Source organism: Paraburkholderia acidiphila (genome assembly GCF_009789655.1).
Taxonomy (GTDB): Bacteria; Pseudomonadota; Gammaproteobacteria; order Burkholderiales; family Burkholderiaceae; genus Paraburkholderia; species Paraburkholderia acidiphila.
On record NZ_CP046912.1, the window covers coordinates 155,601 to 172,207 of the forward strand.

The 16,607-nt window shown below is 62.6% G+C and carries 16 protein-coding genes; 8 read left to right on the forward strand and 8 right to left on the reverse strand.

Going from position 1 to position 16,607, the window contains the following annotated elements; all coding sequences use genetic code 11:
• Nucleotides 1-32: 32 nt before the first annotated feature.
• The 4 genes from fghA to frmR are packed head-to-tail and all read right to left on the reverse strand — an operon-like array spanning nt 33 to nt 2,920.
• The gene (gene fghA, locus FAZ97_RS30990) at nt 33-875 is read right to left on the reverse strand and encodes an S-formylglutathione hydrolase (protein WP_158762609.1); all 843 of its coding nucleotides are present in this window, start codon (nt 873-875) and stop codon (nt 33-35) included.
• A 7-nt stretch (nt 876-882) separates the two neighbouring features.
• On the reverse strand, nt 883-1,458 hold the full coding sequence (gene gfa, locus FAZ97_RS30995) for an S-(hydroxymethyl)glutathione synthase (RefSeq protein WP_158762610.1): 576 nt from the start codon (nt 1,456-1,458) through the stop codon (nt 883-885).
• A 22-nt stretch (nt 1,459-1,480) separates the two neighbouring features.
• Nucleotides 1,481-2,590 carry an S-(hydroxymethyl)glutathione dehydrogenase/class III alcohol dehydrogenase gene (locus FAZ97_RS31000; RefSeq protein ID WP_158762611.1) on the reverse strand — a complete coding sequence of 370 codons (1,110 nt, stop codon included), beginning with the start codon at nt 2,588-2,590 and terminating at the stop codon, nt 1,481-1,483.
• A gap of 57 nt (nt 2,591-2,647) precedes the next feature.
• Nucleotides 2,648-2,920, reverse strand: a complete 273-nt coding sequence (frmR, locus tag FAZ97_RS31005) for a formaldehyde-responsive transcriptional repressor FrmR (protein ID WP_028221606.1) — start codon at nt 2,918-2,920, stop codon at nt 2,648-2,650.
• A 163-nt stretch (nt 2,921-3,083) separates the two neighbouring features.
• Between frmR and FAZ97_RS31010 the strand changes: the two genes are divergently transcribed.
• The 3 genes from FAZ97_RS31010 (at nt 3,084) to FAZ97_RS31020 (ending at nt 5,269) form a co-directional block, all read left to right on the forward strand.
• Entirely contained in the window at nt 3,084-4,145 is a 1,062-nt protein-coding gene (locus FAZ97_RS31010; protein ID WP_158762612.1) for a patatin-like phospholipase family protein, read from the forward strand.
• Nucleotides 4,146-4,173: 28 nt separating this feature from the next.
• Complete coding sequence (locus FAZ97_RS31015; protein ID WP_158762613.1) at nt 4,174-4,797, forward strand: HD domain-containing protein; 624 nt, start codon at nt 4,174-4,176, stop codon at nt 4,795-4,797.
• 175 nt (nt 4,798-4,972) lie between these two features.
• On the forward strand, nt 4,973-5,269 hold the full coding sequence (locus FAZ97_RS31020; protein WP_158762614.1) for a hypothetical protein: 297 nt from the start codon (nt 4,973-4,975) through the stop codon (nt 5,267-5,269).
• Here the strand turns inward: FAZ97_RS31020 and FAZ97_RS31025 are convergent, their stop codons facing one another.
• Together FAZ97_RS31025 and FAZ97_RS31030 are read right to left on the reverse strand one after the other, a co-directional pair.
• Nucleotides 5,270-7,075, reverse strand: coding sequence for a PAS domain S-box protein (locus FAZ97_RS31025; RefSeq protein ID WP_233271984.1), 1,806 nt, complete (start codon nt 7,073-7,075; stop codon nt 5,270-5,272). It abuts the gene before it with no gap.
• A gap of 101 nt (nt 7,076-7,176) precedes the next feature.
• Nucleotides 7,177-8,298: an ABC transporter substrate-binding protein gene (locus FAZ97_RS31030; protein ID WP_158762616.1), complete on the reverse strand. Its 1,122-nt coding sequence runs from the start codon at nt 8,296-8,298 to the stop codon at nt 7,177-7,179.
• A gap of 287 nt (nt 8,299-8,585) precedes the next feature.
• Between FAZ97_RS31030 and FAZ97_RS31035 the strand changes: the two genes are divergently transcribed.
• From FAZ97_RS31035 to FAZ97_RS31050, 4 genes are all read left to right on the forward strand, one after another.
• The gene (locus FAZ97_RS31035; RefSeq protein ID WP_158762617.1) at nt 8,586-8,894 is read left to right on the forward strand and encodes a hypothetical protein; all 309 of its coding nucleotides are present in this window, start codon (nt 8,586-8,588) and stop codon (nt 8,892-8,894) included.
• A 133-nt stretch (nt 8,895-9,027) separates the two neighbouring features.
• The gene (locus tag FAZ97_RS31040; RefSeq protein ID WP_233271985.1) at nt 9,028-10,542 is read left to right on the forward strand and encodes a response regulator; all 1,515 of its coding nucleotides are present in this window, start codon (nt 9,028-9,030) and stop codon (nt 10,540-10,542) included.
• Nucleotides 10,517-11,149, forward strand: coding sequence for a response regulator (locus FAZ97_RS31045; RefSeq protein WP_158762618.1), 633 nt, complete (start codon nt 10,517-10,519; stop codon nt 11,147-11,149). Before FAZ97_RS31040 ends, FAZ97_RS31045 begins: the two co-directional genes overlap by 26 nt.
• Before the next feature lie 417 nt (nt 11,150-11,566).
• A complete protein-coding gene (locus FAZ97_RS31050; protein WP_158762619.1) occupies nt 11,567-11,779 on the forward strand; it encodes a hypothetical protein in 213 nt (70 codons plus the stop codon).
• A gap of 127 nt (nt 11,780-11,906) precedes the next feature.
• On the opposite strand, the gene FAZ97_RS31055 is transcribed toward FAZ97_RS31050, so the two are convergent.
• Entirely contained in the window at nt 11,907-12,938 is a 1,032-nt protein-coding gene (locus tag FAZ97_RS31055) for a helix-turn-helix transcriptional regulator (RefSeq protein ID WP_233272018.1), read from the reverse strand.
• A gap of 398 nt (nt 12,939-13,336) precedes the next feature.
• Here FAZ97_RS31055 and FAZ97_RS31060 point away from each other — a divergent pair, with 398 nt between their 5' ends.
• The gene (locus FAZ97_RS31060) at nt 13,337-15,661 is read left to right on the forward strand and encodes a beta-glucosidase family protein (RefSeq protein ID WP_233271986.1); all 2,325 of its coding nucleotides are present in this window, start codon (nt 13,337-13,339) and stop codon (nt 15,659-15,661) included.
• Nucleotides 15,662-15,708: 47 nt separating this feature from the next.
• Here the strand turns inward: FAZ97_RS31060 and FAZ97_RS31065 are convergent, their stop codons facing one another.
• Nucleotides 15,709-16,479, reverse strand: a complete 771-nt coding sequence (locus FAZ97_RS31065; protein ID WP_158762621.1) for a bestrophin-like domain — start codon at nt 16,477-16,479, stop codon at nt 15,709-15,711.
• Between the last annotated feature and the right edge of the window lie 128 nt (nt 16,480-16,607).

Sequence of the window (16,607 nt, forward strand, 5' to 3'; positions counted from 1 at the left end):
CGCTGAATGCCGCACGTCGCGCCGGGTCCGCTTCAAGCCAACGCATTGGCGTGATACGCCATATGTTCGCCGATAAAGCTGGCGATGAAGTAATAGCTGTGGTCGTAGCCTTCGCGAATCTTCAGATGCAGCGGGTGTCCTGTCTTTTCACAGGCCGCCTGCAGCAGTTCGGGCCGCAACTGCGTGCTCAGGAATTCGTCGCCGCCGCCTTGCTCCACGAGTAGCGGAAACTTCTCGCTCGCGCTTTTGCTCTCGTTAGCGACGAGTTCCACGGCGTCATACTGCTTCCACGTTTCGCGGTCGTCGCCAAGGTAGGCGGTAAGCGCTTTCTCTCCCCACGGCACCTGGCTCGGCGCGACGATCGGCGAGAACGCGGATACGCTGCGATAACGGCCCGGATTGCGCAGCGCAACGACCAGTGCGCCGTGGCCGCCCATCGAGTGCCCGCTGATCGAACGCGCGTCGCTCGCGGCGAACCCGGCTTCGACAACGGCCGGCAATTCGGAGACCACGTAGTCGTACATGCGGAAGTGCTTCGCCCACGGTTCCCGCGTGGCGTTCACGTAGAAGCCCGCGCCCTGGCCGAGATCGTAGCCGGGCGAATCGGGCACATCGCCGCCGCGCGGACTGGTGTCCGGCGCGACGACGATGATGCCGTGTTCCGCCGCGTAGCGTTGCACGCCGGCCTTGGTGATGAAATTCTGCTCGGTGCAGGTCAGACCGGAAAGCCAGTACAGCACGGGGCACTTCTGCCCGCGCAACGCGGCCTCGGGGAGATAGATGCCAAACTTCATTTCGCCGCCCACGGCGGAAGAGGCGTGCTTCCACACCTCCTGGCTGCCGCCGTGGCTGACATGTTTTTCAATGCGCTCCATAAGCGTTTCAGGCCTCCCGGTAAGTGCCTTTGGCCTTCGCGGCCTGGGTGGAGAGAAGGTCCATGAGCGCGGGGCTCAGGCAGTCGTACGGCTCGAGGCCCTTGTCGCGCAGCGTTTGGCGCACGTCGGCCATGGCCGAAGGCGGCGTGCCGCTCTCGATGATCGAGGAGACGAAGGCCGCGAAGCCGGGGCCGTCCCAGCCCGCATCCTTCGACAGCTCCGTATGGATGAAGTCGAGACCGTAGAACGCGTGGTCCTTGTTCTCGATGCGGCCATACAGGTGCGTGCCGCAGGCGCTGCAGGCATGGCGACGGATCGTGGCCTTGTCGTCCACGACCTTCAGCTTTTCCCCATGCGCCGTGACCGTCACTTTATCGCGCGGCACCACGCCAATGACCGAAAACAGCGCGCCCGCGGGCTTCCAGCACTGGGTGCAGCCGCAGGCGTGGTTGAACAGGACCTGCGAGTCGATGCGGACTTCGACTGGATCTTGCGCGCACTGGCAGCGCAGTGTGCCGCCCGCGAAGTTCTCCGCGCCTTTCTGGACGCCGCGATCAACCGTGGGGTGAATGGCTGAGGCCATGGTCTCTCTCCTTCGTTACGTGTCAGTAATGAACGACGGTCCGGATCGATTTGCCCTCGTGCATCAAGTCGAACGCTTCGTTGATGCCCGAAAGCGGCTTCGTGTGGGTGACGAACGGCGCGAGCTGGATCTTGCCCGCCATCGCGTCTTCGACCATGCCCGGCAACTGCGAGCGGCCTTTCACGCCGCCGAATGCCGTGCCCAGCCAGCGGCGGCCGGTCACGAGCTGGAACGGACGCGTGGAGATTTCCTGACCCGCGCCCGCGACGCCGATCACGACCGACTGGCCCCAGCCGCGGTGCGCGCATTCGAGCGCCGCGCGCATGATGTTGACGTTGCCGATACATTCGAAGCTGTGGTCCACGCCCCAGCCCGTCATGTCGACGATCACCTGCTGGATGGGCTTTTCGTGATCCTTCGGGTTCACGCAGTCGGTGGCGCCAAAGGCGCGCGCCAGATCGAACTTGCCCGGATTGGTGTCGATGGCGATGATGCGGCCGGCCTTGGCGAGCTTCGCGCCCTGGATGACTGCAAGTCCGATGCCGCCCAGACCGAACACGGCGACGGTATCGCCTTCCTGCACCTTGGCGGTGTTCTTCACCGCGCCCAGACCCGTGGTCACGCCGCAGCCGAGCAGGCACACCTGCTCGGGATTGGCTTGCGGGTTGATCTTCGCGAGCGACACTTCGGCCACCACCGTGTACTCGCTGAACGTGGAGCAGCCCATGTAGTGGTAGAGGGGCTGGCCGTTATAGCTGAAGCGGGAGGTGCCGTCGGGCATCACACCCTTGCCCTGGGTGGCGCGCACGGACACGCACAGGTTGGTCTTGCCGCTCTTGCAGAACAGGCACTCGCCGCATTCGGCGGTGTAGAGGGGGATCACGTGATCGCCGGGCTTCACGCTGGTCACGCCTTCGCCCACTTCCACGACGATGCCGGCGCCTTCGTGGCCGAGCACGACAGGGAAGAGGCCTTCGGGGTCGTCGCCCGAGAGCGTGAAGGCATCCGTGTGACAAACGCCGGTATGCGTGATCTTCACCAGCACCTCGCCCTTACGGGGCGGTTCGACGTCGATCTCGACGATCTCGAGGGGCTTGCCCGGCGCAAATGCTACTGCAGCACGCGATTTCATAGTAGTCCTGTAAAAAAAAGGGTTCGGCCAGATCGGCGCGGGAAATCCCGCGGTGAGTTAGCGTAAATAGGTTCGAACGAGGGTCACGACATCATCGATCGATCCTGGGGATTCCGCTGATCCTGCAAGGTGGGTGAATTCTTCGCGCAGGTGGCTTTCGAGCACACCGGCCATCACGCCGTTGATCGCGCCGCGAATCGCCGCCAGTTGCTGCAGCACGGGCGCGCAGTCGGCGCCTTCCTCGAGCGCACGCTCGAGCGCGTCCAGCTGGCCGCGAACTCTGCGCACGCGCGTGAGCACGCGCTTCTTTTCTTCCGGGGAATGAGGCATGACAGCATCGAGATTGGGGATACTGTGGGGCAGTATAGGGCAATACTGCTGGGGAGTATACGTTTGCAGCGATTTGGCTGCTGGAATGCCAGTTGAATAACGGGGCTGTTCCCGCTGGGCATGCGGCGCATAATGACGTGCGTACCGCCCGAGGAGGCGACTCATGGCGACGAAGCGAACAAGAAGCCAGAAAAGAGAGCACGACCCCGAGGCGCCCAGGCAGATCGCGCTGGCGTTGCAGGGCGGCGGGATGCACGGCGCGTTCACATGGGGCGTGCTCGACCGCCTGCTCGAAGACGAAAGGCTCGCGATCGAAGGCGTGAGCGCGACCAGCGCCGGCGCCATGAACGGCGCGGTGCTCGCGTATGGGCTCATGAAGGGCGGCGTGGCCGGCGCGCGCGAGGCATTGCACGACTTCTGGCATGCGGTTGCCGAGTCGGCCGAGCGCTACAACCCGCTGCGCTGGGTGCCGTGGATCAAGGGCTCGCACAGTTTCGGGCTCGATCATTCGCCGCTCTATGCGGTGGCCGACATGATGCTGCGCGTCTTCTCGCCCTACCAGTTCAATCCGGGCAACCTGAACCCGCTGCGCGAGGTGCTTGAAAGCCGGGTCGACTTCGCCGCGCTGCGCAAGGCCTGCCCGATTTTGCTGTACCTGTGCGCGACCAACGTGGAGACGGGCAAGATACGCCTCTTCACGGGGGAGGATATCTGCGCGGACGCCGTGCTCGCCTCGGCATGCGTGCCAACGCTGTTCCATGCGGTCACGATCGCGGGCGAGCACTACTGGGACGGCGGCTATGTGGGCAACCCGGCCATTTATCCGCTGATCTATCACTGCAAGGCGCGCGACGTGGTGATCGTCCACATCAACCCGCTCGTGCGGCCGGGCGTGCCCGTCACGGCGGCGGACATACTGAACCGCATCAGCGAGATCAGTTTCAACTCGTCGCTCATGCGCGAAATGCGCGCCATCGCCTTCGTCACGGAGTTGATCCAGCAAGGCAAGCTCGCTCGGGACGAGATGAAAGAGATGCTGATCCATTCGATCCGCTCCGACGCCGCCATGTGCGCGCTCAGCGTGTCGAGCAAATACAACGCGGATTGGGATTTCCTGTGCGAACTGCGCGACAACGGCCGCAAGGAAGCCGATGCCTGGCTCGCGCAGCATTATGCGGATATCGGTCAGCGTTCGAGCATCGACATTCGCAAGGAATTTCTCTGAAAGTCGCGCAGTGCGCAAAGGAGCCGCGGTGAACCGCACGCAGGAACGCTTCGTCGCGTTGTGGTCGCGCAGCGGGGGCGCGAACGCAGAGGCCGTGTGCGCCGATCTCGTGCGCCGCTATGGGGAACCGGAACGGCACTACCACACGTTGCACCACGTGCGCCGCTGCCTGCGCGATTTCGATCGGGCGCGCGAGATCATTGCGCATGGCGATCTTGTGGAACTCGCGCTGTGGTGCCACGACGTGATCTATGTGCCGGGTGCGAAGGATAACGAACAGCGCAGCGCCGACTGGTTTCGGCGCTGTGCCGACGAAGGTATTGCGACCTGCGAGCGCATTTGCGAAGCGATTCTCGCGACCCGCCATCACCACATTCCGGACGATCCGGTTGCGCGCTACGTATGCGACATCGATCTCGCTTCACTCGGCGCGCCGCGCCGGCAGTTTCGTGACAATGGCGTGCGCCTGAGAGCCGAACGCCCGGACCTCGACGACCCTACGTACGCCATGCACGAGCGAAAGATGCTGCAAGGCCTGCTTGCGCGGCCGCGGATCTACCTGACCGAGTATTTTCATTCGCATTGCGAGGCGGCGGCCCGCGACAATCTCGCATGGCGGCTCGCGCAGCCTCTGCCGGGCGCTGCGACATGAGGCTAGGTACGCCATTCAGGATTTCCTGACCCAAAATACAGCAAACGCGCCCCGCAATTTGCGGCTTAACCGCATGTAGCCGCGGCGTGCCCATGCCGTTATGCCAATCATGATGCAAACGAGCGAGAGTACCAGGTGCGTACCCATCCTGTGAACCTTTGGAACACACGCGATCATGACCGGTAGCCAAGACATGCTGAGCGTGCTCAGGTCACAAGTGGCGGAAACGACCATCAAGATTTCGCATCTGGCGGCAAGGTCGCTGGTCATGCAGAAGTTCATCGAGTTGGCATTGCCGAAACTGACGCCGGCGCAATGCGGCGAGATTCATGGCGCGCTCAGGCAAGTGCTCGAAGACGTCATGTCGGTGATGGACGATGTCACGCTACCTGGCGCCTATCACGCCGCGTTTCTCGACAAGACCAACGAGATGCTGCGTGCGCTCGAAAAGCGCCAGGCGGATGAGGCATGACTACCTGAGTTCGTTGTCGGCGGGCAGCTCACGACCGACGACTTCTGCCGCTTCGTTGAATACGATGCGAATCGACGAGCCCGTCCCGTTGCGGCTTTCGATATGAAGCTGCGCACCGATCATTCGCGCGCGCTCGCGCATGCCCTGCAGCCCATACGAATTCCCGCGGATCGCTTTTGCCACATCGAATCCGCTTCCGTCGTCATGAACCTCGAGTTCGACATGATCGTGGATGCCACGCAGGACGACTTCCGCATGCGAGGCTTGCGCGTGCCGGCTGACGTTCGTGAGCGCCTCCTGCACGATACGGAAAACAGCCGTGGCGCGGTCGTCGCTCAATGTGGGTTCATGGCCTTCGAGCCGGAACGTGCAAACCGTTGCATTGTGCCGCGTGAAATCCTGAACGAGCCATTCGAGCGCGGAGAGGAGACCGAAGTTCAGCGCGGCCGGCCGCAAGTGACTCGCGACGTTGCGCACAATGTCGAGGGTCCGTTCGGCCAGACTGCCGATATCGCCGACCTTTTGTTTCCACTCGGCGCCCTGACTCAGTGCGAGCTTGAGCAAGGAAACGTTGATCTTGATTGCGGTGAGCAACTGGCCCAGTTCGTCGTGGATCGTCATGGCAATCTGGCGCCGCTCTTCTTCGCGGATCGATTCCTGATGGGATGAGAGCTGCCGCAACTGTTCGCGCGAATGCCGAAGCAACTGCTCGGTTCGCGTGCGCTCGCGCACTTCTTCTTCGAGTTGATCGCGGTGGCGTGTGAGTATCTCCATTGCCTGCTTGCGGCTGGAGATATCGGTCAACTGTCCTTCGAGGCATTGGCGTCCCGCGCCGTTGTAGCGTATGCCACGCGCATTGAGTTGGCACCACACTGTGGTGCCGTCGGCGCGAGTCAGTTCGATTTCCCTCCCCGCGATCTTGCCGGCCAGTTGCAGCATGGCGAACAGTTGCGCCGTATTCTCGCCGGAGAATGGCGGTGGGGCATGAACTGCGCGAGCGCTATTGCCAAGCGCCGCCATCATGCCTTGAACGTCGCGATAGCCGAGCAGTTGAGCCATTGCGGGATTGGCGTCGCGCAGCATGCCATCCGGATCGAGTACGAAGAAACCTTCGAGTGAATTCTCGATGATGCTGCGGTACTTGCGCTCGCTCTCCCGGAGCGATGCAGTCGAGTGGCTCAAGCGTTCGGCCATCCCGTTCACGCGCGCCGCGAGCCGGCCGAGTTCGGCGCTGGATTCGATGGCGCACCGGCTGTCCAGATCTCCGCCTGCAATGCGGTCGACCATTTCCTCCAGGCGCCGGATGGGTTCGCGCACCAGGTGCTTGATGAGCAGAAAGGTCGTGACGTACACCACGGCGAGCACGAGCGCGAGCGTTCCCAGCACCGCCGCGCGCGCGGCCTCGAATCCGCGGTCCGCAGCGGCCCTCGTCAATACCACGCGGATCTCGCCGATCTTTTCGGGCGGCGCGTTGCCGGGTGGCGTGAATTCGATCGGCCGTACGCGAACCACGCGCGCCTGCGGGGCGGGAATCGGCGCGTTGCTCGCGTCGGCAAGCACGCCATAGTTGATCGCGGTAACGGTGAAACTCACCACCTCGGGATTCGGTTTGAGCACATTCAGTTGCCGCGCGATCGCCTCGCGATCGACATTCCAAAGCGGCTGCGCAAGCGATTGACTCAGCAGATCGGCAATGCGGTTCGCGCGATCGTCGAGTTCCGCGATCCGGCGTTCGCGTGCATGCTCCAGCAGGAAGAAAGCCGATGTTCCGGCCACGAGCGTACAAAGCACCAGCAGCGAAAGCATGAGCTGCGCGTGCAGGCTGCGTGGGAAGCGTACTCGGGAAAGGAGCTGCAAAGGGCGTTGCAGCGGGTTGTGCAACGGGTTGTGCAGCGGGTTTTGCACCATCACGCGGCCTTTGAAGCGGAGTTGAGCAGGGCGTCAAGATCGAACGCGTAGGCGCCTGCGCGCCGTCTTTGGAGGCGTGAGAATCCGCTGAAGTCGAGGGGCGTACGGCCTTGAAACGCCATCTCGGCGTAACGCCGTGCGTCGCTGCCGCTGAGCACTTTCAGATAATCGAGCCGCTGACGCGGTCCGCCGACTTGCGCAAAGTCCGCGCCGTAATGGTAGTCGTGAAGGAGGACCATCGCGCAGGCGCCGATGAACTGGTCGCCTGCCACGATCGCGGCCAGATCGCCGCGAACGACCGAATGCACGGCTTCGGGCAGCGCGCCCAGGCCGCCAACGATGGTCGAACAATGCCGCTCCTGCACCGCGCTCAATGCGCCAAGCGTCATCGAGTCGTTAGCAGCCCAGAGGATATTGGCATCCGGATAGCGCGAGAGCAGCACGCGCGCTTTGTCGCGCCCGTCGGAAAAACTCCAGTCGCCATAAACAAGCTGATCGATACGGTCTTGCGGCCGGCGCGCGAGCGCGGCTTGCACCCCCGTGGCGCGCTGCGCAGAAACAGGCGTGGCGGGGTCGCCCGTGATGCCGATCACGCGCGCGGGCCCGCTGCCGTTCAAACGGCTCAGGTAGTCCATGAGCCGAAAGCTTCCGCGCTCGGCATCGGCGGTGACCGTGCCGATCCAGTTGGCGATCCGGCCGCGCTCGTTGCCCGTTTGCGCGCGCTGGGCCTCGGTCAGATCGTTGTGGATCAGCAGAACCCTGGCAGGCGAGCGCGCGAGCGTTTGCAGCATCTGGGGCGCGGCCATCTTTTCGTTGACGATCACCACATAATCGGGCGCGGCCGAACGCGCGGCCACCGATTCGGTCTGGCGCAGCATCAGCAAATGATCGCGCTGAGCGTAAAGCACTTCCAGCTGCATGCCGAAACGTCCTGCCGTCGCGGCCATGAAGCGCGACACGAGTTGCCAGTGCTGGCCCGTATCGTGTTCCACGCTTTCGCCAGGATTCAGAAACACGACGCTGGCTGGCGGGCGGCTGACTGGCAACGCCATGGTCGAGCGCATCGTCATGAGGCTCGCGCCTATGCCGACGCATTGCGCGATCATCTGTCTTCTGTTCATACGAAATCAGCGTATGCCACGCGGGGCATTGTTTGGAACCGAAGGGGCAGTCGCGCGCAGCATAACGCGACGTAATCGCGCAGACAATCCGCTTTACCTCGGGCGAGCAGGGGCATTGAAGGCGGAAATTCAAGGGAGCGATGGGCGATCGAAGCCAGGGATTCAGGATTTCCTGACACAAAATTCAGCATTCCCCTTGACCGTTTGCAGTCGAAGACGACTGCACGCGATCATTGGCGGGATCATCATGACATCGGCAAACTACGAAGCGGCAGAGGCGACGCGCGATGATTTCCGAGTGGGGCGACGGTCTGGCGCGCGTTCAGGACGTGAACACGATCTGCATGCGCCTGTTCGATACATGGTGCGAATCGCGCAATCTCACGCCGCTGGCGTATTTGATGCACTGCTGGCCACTCCTGGACAATCGCGCCGGCACGCTACGGCGCTTGCAGGAAAGCATGAAAGACTTGCGCCGCAACCATGCGGACAAACTCGATCTGTACGCGTTGTCCGCGCTTGGAGAACTCGCGCGCAGTCTCGATGAACTGATCGACCGTGCGCAAACTTCCGCGCGGCAGTCGTTCGCCACGTAGCACACGTAGCACACGCAGGGCTGGCGGGGGCGGGAATCCGTATTACCTGCATACGTGATAAAGGGTTGCCCAAGGGCCATGGCTTGGGCAGCGAGGACAAAACAAAGGAACCAGGGCCGGAGCAACCGTGGGCATGATGACTGACTCGCAGGCCACGACAACGAGCCTCTGCACGATCCTGGTCGCAGGCGCTACGCCGAACGAGACCCGCTTGATCGCCGACCACCTCGTATGGGAAGGCTTTCAGGTGCTCGCCGCGAACAACGGCCTCGAGGTGCTGGAGCGCGCGAGCATTTCGCAACCCGAACTGATCCTGCTCGATGCGCAGGCCGCGAGCGTGGGCGCTCTGGCCACCTGCCGCAGCCTGAAATCGGACGAACGCACGCGCGATATTCCGGTGGTGCTCATGTTGCCGGCAGGCAATCATCGAGACCTGGCCGATGGGTTGCGGGCCGGCGCAGCCGACCATGTACGCAAGCCCGTGCACATTGAAGAATTGATGGCCAGAGTCCGCACGCATGTCGCGTTGCGCTCGGCCCACCAGCGCATCGTCATGCAGCAGCGCCGCCTGCAAGCGTGCGAAACGCGCTTTCGCGCAATCGTCGAAGCGGGCCCGGTGGCGATGGGCATCACCTCGATGCCCGAGGGCCATTTGCTCTATTCCAACGCGCGGTTTCGCGAACTGTTTCGCCTCGATGAAACGGCCTGCGCGAATGTCAATATCGTCGACTTCTATGTCGATCCTCGGGAGCGCGAGCGGCTGGTGCGCTGTCTCGCCGCGCAAGGCAGTTTCGGCGACGCGGAGGTGAGGCTGCGCCGTCCGGACGGGACGCAGTTCTGGGCCATGGCCACCGCACGGTTATCGAACTACAACGGCGCGCCCGCCATTTACGTGGGCCTGCATGACATTTCCGGCCGCAAGTGCGTGGAGGACGAACTCGTGCGCTCGCGCGAGCAGCAGCGCGCCCTGTCGGCCTATCTGGAAGGCATGCGCGAAGACGAGCGCAAGCGTAGCGCACTGGAGATACAGGACGAACTGGGCCAGTTGCTGACCGCGCTGAAAATGGATGTCTCGTTGCTGCGGATGCGGCTCACCGACGACCCCGAGGCGATCGGCCGAGCCGACGACATGCGCGAACTCGTCGAAGGTACGATCTGGATGGTGCGCAACGTGGCAAGCCACCTGCGGCCCGCCGCACTCAATTTCGGGCTGGTTTCGGCGCTCGAATGGCTGACCAGTCAGTGGAGCCGGCACCACGGCACCCCTTGCGAACTGCACGTTTCGAGTGGCGAGCCCGCGTTGCCGGACATTCAGGCCACGGCGCTCTTTCGCATCGTGGAGGCGGCATTGACGAACGTCGCGCGCCACGCGGCGGCGCAGCGCGTCGAGGTCACACTCATCGCAGGTCCCCACTCGCTCGACTTGCGTGTTCGCGACGACGGCCGCGGATTCGACGTGGCCGCCGCGCAGGCAAAGTATGCTTACGGTCTGCTTGGCATGGCCGAGCGCGCAAGGCTGATTGGTGGTACGTTGAGAATCGACAGCCAGCCGTGCAAAGATCCCACCATCGGCATCGCGTCGGGCACGACGATTTCGATTCATGTTCCGCTCGAAAACAACCATGATCAGGATACTTATCGCCGATGACCACGCCATCGTGCGTGGCGGACTCAAGCAGATCCTCGCGACGACCGCCGACATGGTCGTGACAGCGGAGGCGGGGCAGGGTTCGGAGGTGATCGAAAAGCTGAGGACCTCCGAAGTCGACCTGTTGCTGCTCGACATGACGATGCCCGGCATCAGCGGCGTCGATCTGATCCGCCGCGTGCGCGCCGAAGAGCCAGCGTTGCCGGTGCTCGTGCTGAGCATCCATAACGAAGCGCAGGTCGCGTCGCGCGCGCTGCGGGCCGGCGCTACGGGCTACGTGACGAAGGATAGCGATCCAGACGTGCTGCTGGCCGCGATTCGCAAGCTCGCGGAGGGCGGGCGCTTTATCGACCCGAAGCTCGTCGACGCCATGGTGTTCGAGAAGCATTCGGGCGACGTGCCCCCGCACGAGGTGCTTTCCGACCGCGAATTCCAGGTGCTGCAAATGCTGGCTTCCGGCAAGAGCATCAACGACATCGCCGATGCGTGTGCGCTCAGCGCCAAGACGATCAGCACGCACAAGATGCGGCTGATGCAAAAGCTCGGGCTGGGCAATAACGCCGAGGTGATCCGCTATGCGATACGGCACGGTCTGGTTAGCGAGTAAGCGGCGGCCATGCGCGTCGAGAAGGAAATCCTGACAGACGAACCAGCGATTCCCGAGGGAACTATCTACCCGTCCCGATGGCGGCCGGCTTAACGGCTGCCTACGATGCTTTCACAGTGAAGCGTGGGGGACAGCGATGGCGGTGCGGCAGTCGTTAGGGGCAGCGGTCGTGAAGTGGCTGAACCCCACCAGCAGGCGGACAGTACGGGTCGTGACCGTGCATCGCGCTCCGTCCGGGCGGATTGCGAGCGTGTTCATCGAGGCGCAGACAGCGGACGGACCACGCGCGTTGTTTTTCTTTCGCCATGCCGACCGGGGGTGGCAAGTGTTTCCACCCGAGATCCTGCGTCCTTCGATGGGGGTGGCGCGCGTAGTGACAAGAAATTAGCGGCAGTTGGCCGCCAGCGGAGATTGCGCATGGAAGAGAACGCGCCGGACGAATCACCGTCCCAATACGAAACGAAACTCCGCGACTGGATGAGCAAGTGGTACGACCACGCCGTTGCACAAGGGCTCGTGCGTCCGCCGTTCCTGCTCGACGACGCCAAGGCCGAGCGTCTGGAAGGTTACTTCGTCGCCGGATTGACGCCATCGGAAGGGGCGCAGGCCTTCTTTGGTCCTGCGCACTGACGCCTTCGTGATCGTGTGCGGCGCTCAAGCGCCTGAGTGTTGGCGCTCGCTCGTACGCGAGGCGATCGGCGAGGGCGCATTGATTTCGCACGTCCCCCCGACCGCACAGTGTCTCCGCAAAACTCAACTAGAACCTGCAGTTTTCGAACTTGTAGCGCGAAGGCGACTTGCCGCTGTTCTCAAGAAAGAAACGCGAGAACGCGGACGGAGAAGAAAAGCCGAGAAGATCGCTCACCGCGGCAACCGAATAGTCGGCCAGCGGCAGCAAGCGCCTCGCTTCCTCGAGCCGCGCGTGGGACAGGATCGACTGGAAGTTCGTCCCTTCACCCTGCAAGCGCCGGTGCAAGGTCGAGCGTGAAATGCCAAGCCGGCTGCAGACTTCCTCCATGGGGTTCGAAAAGGGCAGGCCAGCATGCGCTTCGCGAATCATCTTCGTCACGAAATCTTCGATCCTCGAAGAAAAGGAATGGCCGAGAAGAAAGCGTCGGATATCGGCATCGGCCTGAGCACAGAGAATATTCTCCGTGATCTCGTTGTACTTGCGATACGGCAGATCCGCCACCCCCGTTCTTATTTGCATACGGTTGCGGCTTTGCCGGAATTTCACCGTCGCGCCGCAAAGGTGCGATAGCTGCGAGACGGGCGCAAATGCGTCGCCGGTCAGCTCGATCTGGGTGGGATACGGCGCGTCGTCGTTGTACTGTTCGGCGAGCCGGATCAGCAGCAAGAAATTATAAAAGGCGCTCGACGAACTTCTGCGCGCGCCGTCCAGAACATACTCGAATTCGAACGCCTGGCCAGCGCGTCTGGCTTTCACGGTATCGACATTCCCGATCAGGACCCGGTAACGCAGGAACTGGTCAAAGGCCTTGGTAAGTGTCGGGCTATTCGTGACGATGGCCAATAACGTGCTAATGGGCGCGCGAAACGAGTAACTGGAAAAAATCTCGAGCCGCTCCGAAGCCTGATAGCCAGGCTCCAGCAGATTGAGCATGGCAATGTGCTTGTGCGCGGGTATGCGGCCGTCCGGATGAGCGAGTTCGGCCTCCGTGATTCCGGTGAGGCGCGTGAAATCGTGCGGCGACATGCCGTGTTCAACTGCGGATTCGAGCGAAAGTTGGGCAAGGACGTTTGAAACGGTCTTTTGATCGGTCGTCATGGGAGACACCATGGAACGGGGAAACGCCGCCTCGGCTAACCGCTTGTAGCGGGTGACTTTAGCATCCTTGCTTCAAACCTCAAACGGCCTGATGTGCCCCGGTTTCGAATCGGCGTGATTCGATTCGCATGTCCCCTGAGCCTGCGCGACGAAACCGTAAACCACCTGCAAGGTAGCGGCGAAATACCGGAAGGCGCGAGGTTAAGGCAAACCCTGATCTCGCGACATAAGGTTAAGTTCCGCGACGCCACGATAAGCGCAAACGTTTCTCCGGGTGCTATCGTCATCTCGCTACGTAGGGTAATTCAACACAAAAGAAGAAGAAAAATGTAGTCCGATTACGGCCCCGCAATCCTGCGGATCATCGCTCATGCAATCGGCAAATCTGGAGAGACATCGTGAGGAATACGAAACATATGGCGATCGCGGTTGCCGGCGCGCTGTGCGCCGGCTCCGCGGCGTACGCGGATCAAGCCGCCACCAGCAACACATGGGGCTCGAGCCCATTTTCGATGGTGGCGCAGCTTTTTTCCCAGGCTTCAGGTGCGGCACAACCGCCCGCGCAATGGAAAGAAAAGGGCGATATCGCCGACCGGCGCGCGGCGGTGCTGGTGTCCCAACTGACGCTCGACGAGAAGATCCAGCTCGTACACGGCACGGGCATTCCGACTGTCGGTCTGGGCGGCCCGTTTCCCTCGTGGGTGCAGGGCGCCGGTTACATCCCAGGCGTCAGTCGTCTGGGCATTCCCCCATTGGCTACCGCGGACTCGGCGGGCGGCGTGAACGTGCAGAACGCGCATACCACCGCGTTTCCTGCACCGATCGGGCTCGCCTCGAGTTGGAACGTGGCGCTTGCTGGCGCCTACGGCATGCGTATTGCACGCGAGCTTCGCGTGCTCGGCTATGCCGAAGGATTGGGGGGCGGCGTCAATCTTGCACGCGAGCCGCGTGACGGCCGCACGTTCGAGTACATGGGCGAAGATCCTGTCCTGACCGGCACGATGAGCGCCGCCCGCACGATGGGCACGCAGTCGCAGGACGTGATCGCGACCGTGAAGCACTACGCGATGAACGACCAGGAAACGAACCGGATGACGAGCAATTCCGTGGTCGACGAACGGACGATGCGGGAAACGGAGTTGCTCGCATTCGAAATTGCCGTGCGCGAGGGGCATCCCGGCAACGTGATGTGCTCGTACAACCTGGTCAACGGCGTGTACGCCTGCCAGAACCCGCAACTCCTCACGACCATTCTGAAGAACGAGTGGGGGTTCAAGGGCAAGGTTCAGTCGGACTGGACGGCCAACCATAGCACCGTCGCTTCCGCGATGGCGGGGCTCGATGAAGAGCAGCCAGGCGATCTCGGTGCGGCAGGGGCGGGCTTCGGCATTCAGTCTTATTTCAGCAGCGCGTTGAAGGCCGCGGTCCAGGCCGGCAGCGTTCCGGTCGCCCGTCTGAATGACATGGTCTTTCGCAAGCTTCGCACCATGATCGCCCTTGGCATCATGGACAACCCGCCGACACCCGGCGGCGCGGTCGACCAGACGGCCGGCAATCGCGACGCATTGGCCGTGGCCCACGAGTCGATCGTTCTACTGAAGAATGGTGCAGCCGCGGGCAGCAACCAGCCGGTTCTTCCGCTCGCCGCAAATGGCTTGCACTCGATCGTCGTGATTGGCGGGCATGCCGATGTCGGCGTGTTGTCCGGAGGCGGCTCGGGAGGCGTGCCGGCGGCAGACGGCAATGCGGTTTCGGGATGCCAGTCGGGCAATCCGCTGCTTTCAACTTGTGCGACCTGGTATAAGTCCTCGCCGTACAACGCGATCAAGGCCAAGGCTCCGCAGGCAACGGTGACGTTCTTCGACGGCACCAATGCGGCGGCGGCAGCGAGCGCAGCCGCCAGCGCCGACGTGGCGATCGTGTTCGCCACGCAGTGGGAGAGCGAGGGCACGGACCTGGCGAACCTGTCCTTGCCGGACAACAAGGCGGACCCGAGCAACCAGCTCTACGACCAGAACGCGCTGATCAATGCGGTGGCCGCGAAGGCGAAGCGGATCATCGTCGTGCTGGAGAACGGGAGCCCCGTCACGATGCCGTGGCTCGCCAGCGTTCACGGCGTAGTGGAATCATGGTATCCGGGTGTGCAAGGCGGCCAGGCGATCGCGGACATTCTGTTCGGCGACGTGAATCCGTCCGCCAAGCTGCCGGTCACCTTCCCGCGACAGGAAGCCGATCTGCCGCAGCCGACGATCGATCCCAACAATCTGAACGTCGTCTATAGCGAAGGACTCCTGATGGGATACCGCTGGTACGATGCGAAAAACATCGATCCCTTGTTCCCGTTCGGCTACGGCCTCTCCTATACGACCTATTCGTACTCGGGGCTCAGGACGCGTACCGATCAAGGCGGCAACGTGATCGCGACGTTCACCGTTGCCAATACGGGCTCGCGTGCCGGGGCCGAAATTGCCCAGGTGTATGCGACGCTGCCGCCGGGGTTGGGCGAACCGCCGCAGCGCCTCGTGGGCTGGGCGAAGGTCGCGTTGCGCCCTGGGCAGTCGCAACAGGTGACGGTGGTCGTCCCGGCAAGGCGCCTCGCGACATGGAATGTCACGACGCACGCGTGGCAGGTGCATGGCGGAAGCTACGAGATCCGGGCCGCGTCGTCGTCGCGTGACACGAATGCGCTCTCAGCACGCGTGAGCGTTGGGGATATGCACTAAGGTACGGACGGCCCGGGCAGCGCAAGCGCCCGGGCCTGCTGCACACGTTATGGCGCCGAGCCAAACGACTGCTGCAGGGAGATCAGATTCACTGGCACAACGCGAATCAGTCCACCACGCGGACTATCGATATCGGCGATCAACGACAACGAAAGCGCGACGGTAATCGGCAGTGCGAACAGCAAAACACGGCGGCCCGTGCTGCCATGCGAGCCATACCCCTGCATGAGATTGCTGAAGAAGGCAATCGCCATCATCAAACCCCAGGCAGAAAGCGGAATGCGGTTGAGCCATGCCGCTTGCGTATAGCCCTGCGAGTTCAGCACGTCGTTCATGCCGGACACCACGAGCGCCGAAATTGGCGTCGGACGCGCGATAGCCGGGCCGCGCACGCTTGCCCACAATTGTCCCTGGAGATTCGACGTTTTGTTGTTGAGCGTTTCGAGTTCGTCGGTGTCGCGCGTCGTGTAGTAGGCGATGCGCAGCGCGACGTATTGCGCGAGCAGGGCTCTGACCTTCGGCGCATCCTCTTCGCCGAGCAGGTCGGCGCGCAGATACTGCGTGCCGATCGCGTTGGCTTCCTCTTCCTCGTAGTTCTTGCGCTGGTCGTACCGGCTCACGGCCATGGACAGCGTAAAACCAATCAACAGCGCGAGCAGGGTGAGGGTGGCGCCCTGAATCACGTTGTAGTTGTCCCGCGCATCGTCCCCGAGCGGAAAGACACGTTGCAGCACAAGCGCGCCGAGCGCTGCGGCGACGCACAGCAGCACGATCAGCAGGACAAACAAATAGATGGGGTGGTGAACCAGCTGTGTCATCTCAACTCCTCAAACGTTGTTGTGTAGTCAGGGGTCGGACCGGATTGATTCTAAGCCACGTGGCAAGGATTGGCCCCACCGCATGGCAGAAAGGAAAAAATTACGGAGTCCGCGGGTTGCCTCGACAA

Excerpts from the sequence above, each read along its gene's own strand:
- FAZ97_RS31000 (WP_158762611.1), bottom strand. The coding sequence starts at position 2,590 with ATGAAATCGCGTGCTGCAGTAGCATTTGCGCCGGGCAAGCCCCTCGAG.
- FAZ97_RS31055 (WP_233272018.1), bottom strand. The coding sequence starts at position 12,938 with ATGACGACCGATCAAAAGACCGTTTCAAACGTCCTTGCCCAACTTTCG.
- FAZ97_RS31020 (WP_158762614.1), top strand. The coding sequence starts at position 4,973 with ATGACCGGTAGCCAAGACATGCTGAGCGTGCTCAGGTCACAAGTGGCG.
- frmR (WP_028221606.1), bottom strand. The coding sequence starts at position 2,920 with ATGCCTCATTCCCCGGAAGAAAAGAAGCGCGTGCTCACGCGCGTGCGC.
- FAZ97_RS31030 (WP_158762616.1), bottom strand. The coding sequence starts at position 8,298 with ATGAACAGAAGACAGATGATCGCGCAATGCGTCGGCATAGGCGCGAGC.
- FAZ97_RS31025 (WP_233271984.1), bottom strand. The coding sequence starts at position 7,075 with ATGCTTTCGCTGCTGGTGCTTTGTACGCTCGTGGCCGGAACATCGGCT.
- FAZ97_RS31050 (WP_158762619.1), top strand. The coding sequence starts at position 11,567 with ATGGAAGAGAACGCGCCGGACGAATCACCGTCCCAATACGAAACGAAA.
- gfa (WP_158762610.1), bottom strand. The coding sequence starts at position 1,458 with ATGGCCTCAGCCATTCACCCCACGGTTGATCGCGGCGTCCAGAAAGGC.
- FAZ97_RS31045 (WP_158762618.1), top strand. The coding sequence starts at position 10,517 with ATGATCAGGATACTTATCGCCGATGACCACGCCATCGTGCGTGGCGGA.
- fghA (WP_158762609.1), bottom strand. The coding sequence starts at position 875 with ATGGAGCGCATTGAAAAACATGTCAGCCACGGCGGCAGCCAGGAGGTG.
- FAZ97_RS31065 (WP_158762621.1), bottom strand. The coding sequence starts at position 16,479 with ATGACACAGCTGGTTCACCACCCCATCTATTTGTTTGTCCTGCTGATC.
- FAZ97_RS31040 (WP_233271985.1), top strand. The coding sequence starts at position 9,028 with ATGATGACTGACTCGCAGGCCACGACAACGAGCCTCTGCACGATCCTG.
- FAZ97_RS31035 (WP_158762617.1), top strand. The coding sequence starts at position 8,586 with ATGATTTCCGAGTGGGGCGACGGTCTGGCGCGCGTTCAGGACGTGAAC.
- FAZ97_RS31010 (WP_158762612.1), top strand. The coding sequence starts at position 3,084 with ATGGCGACGAAGCGAACAAGAAGCCAGAAAAGAGAGCACGACCCCGAG.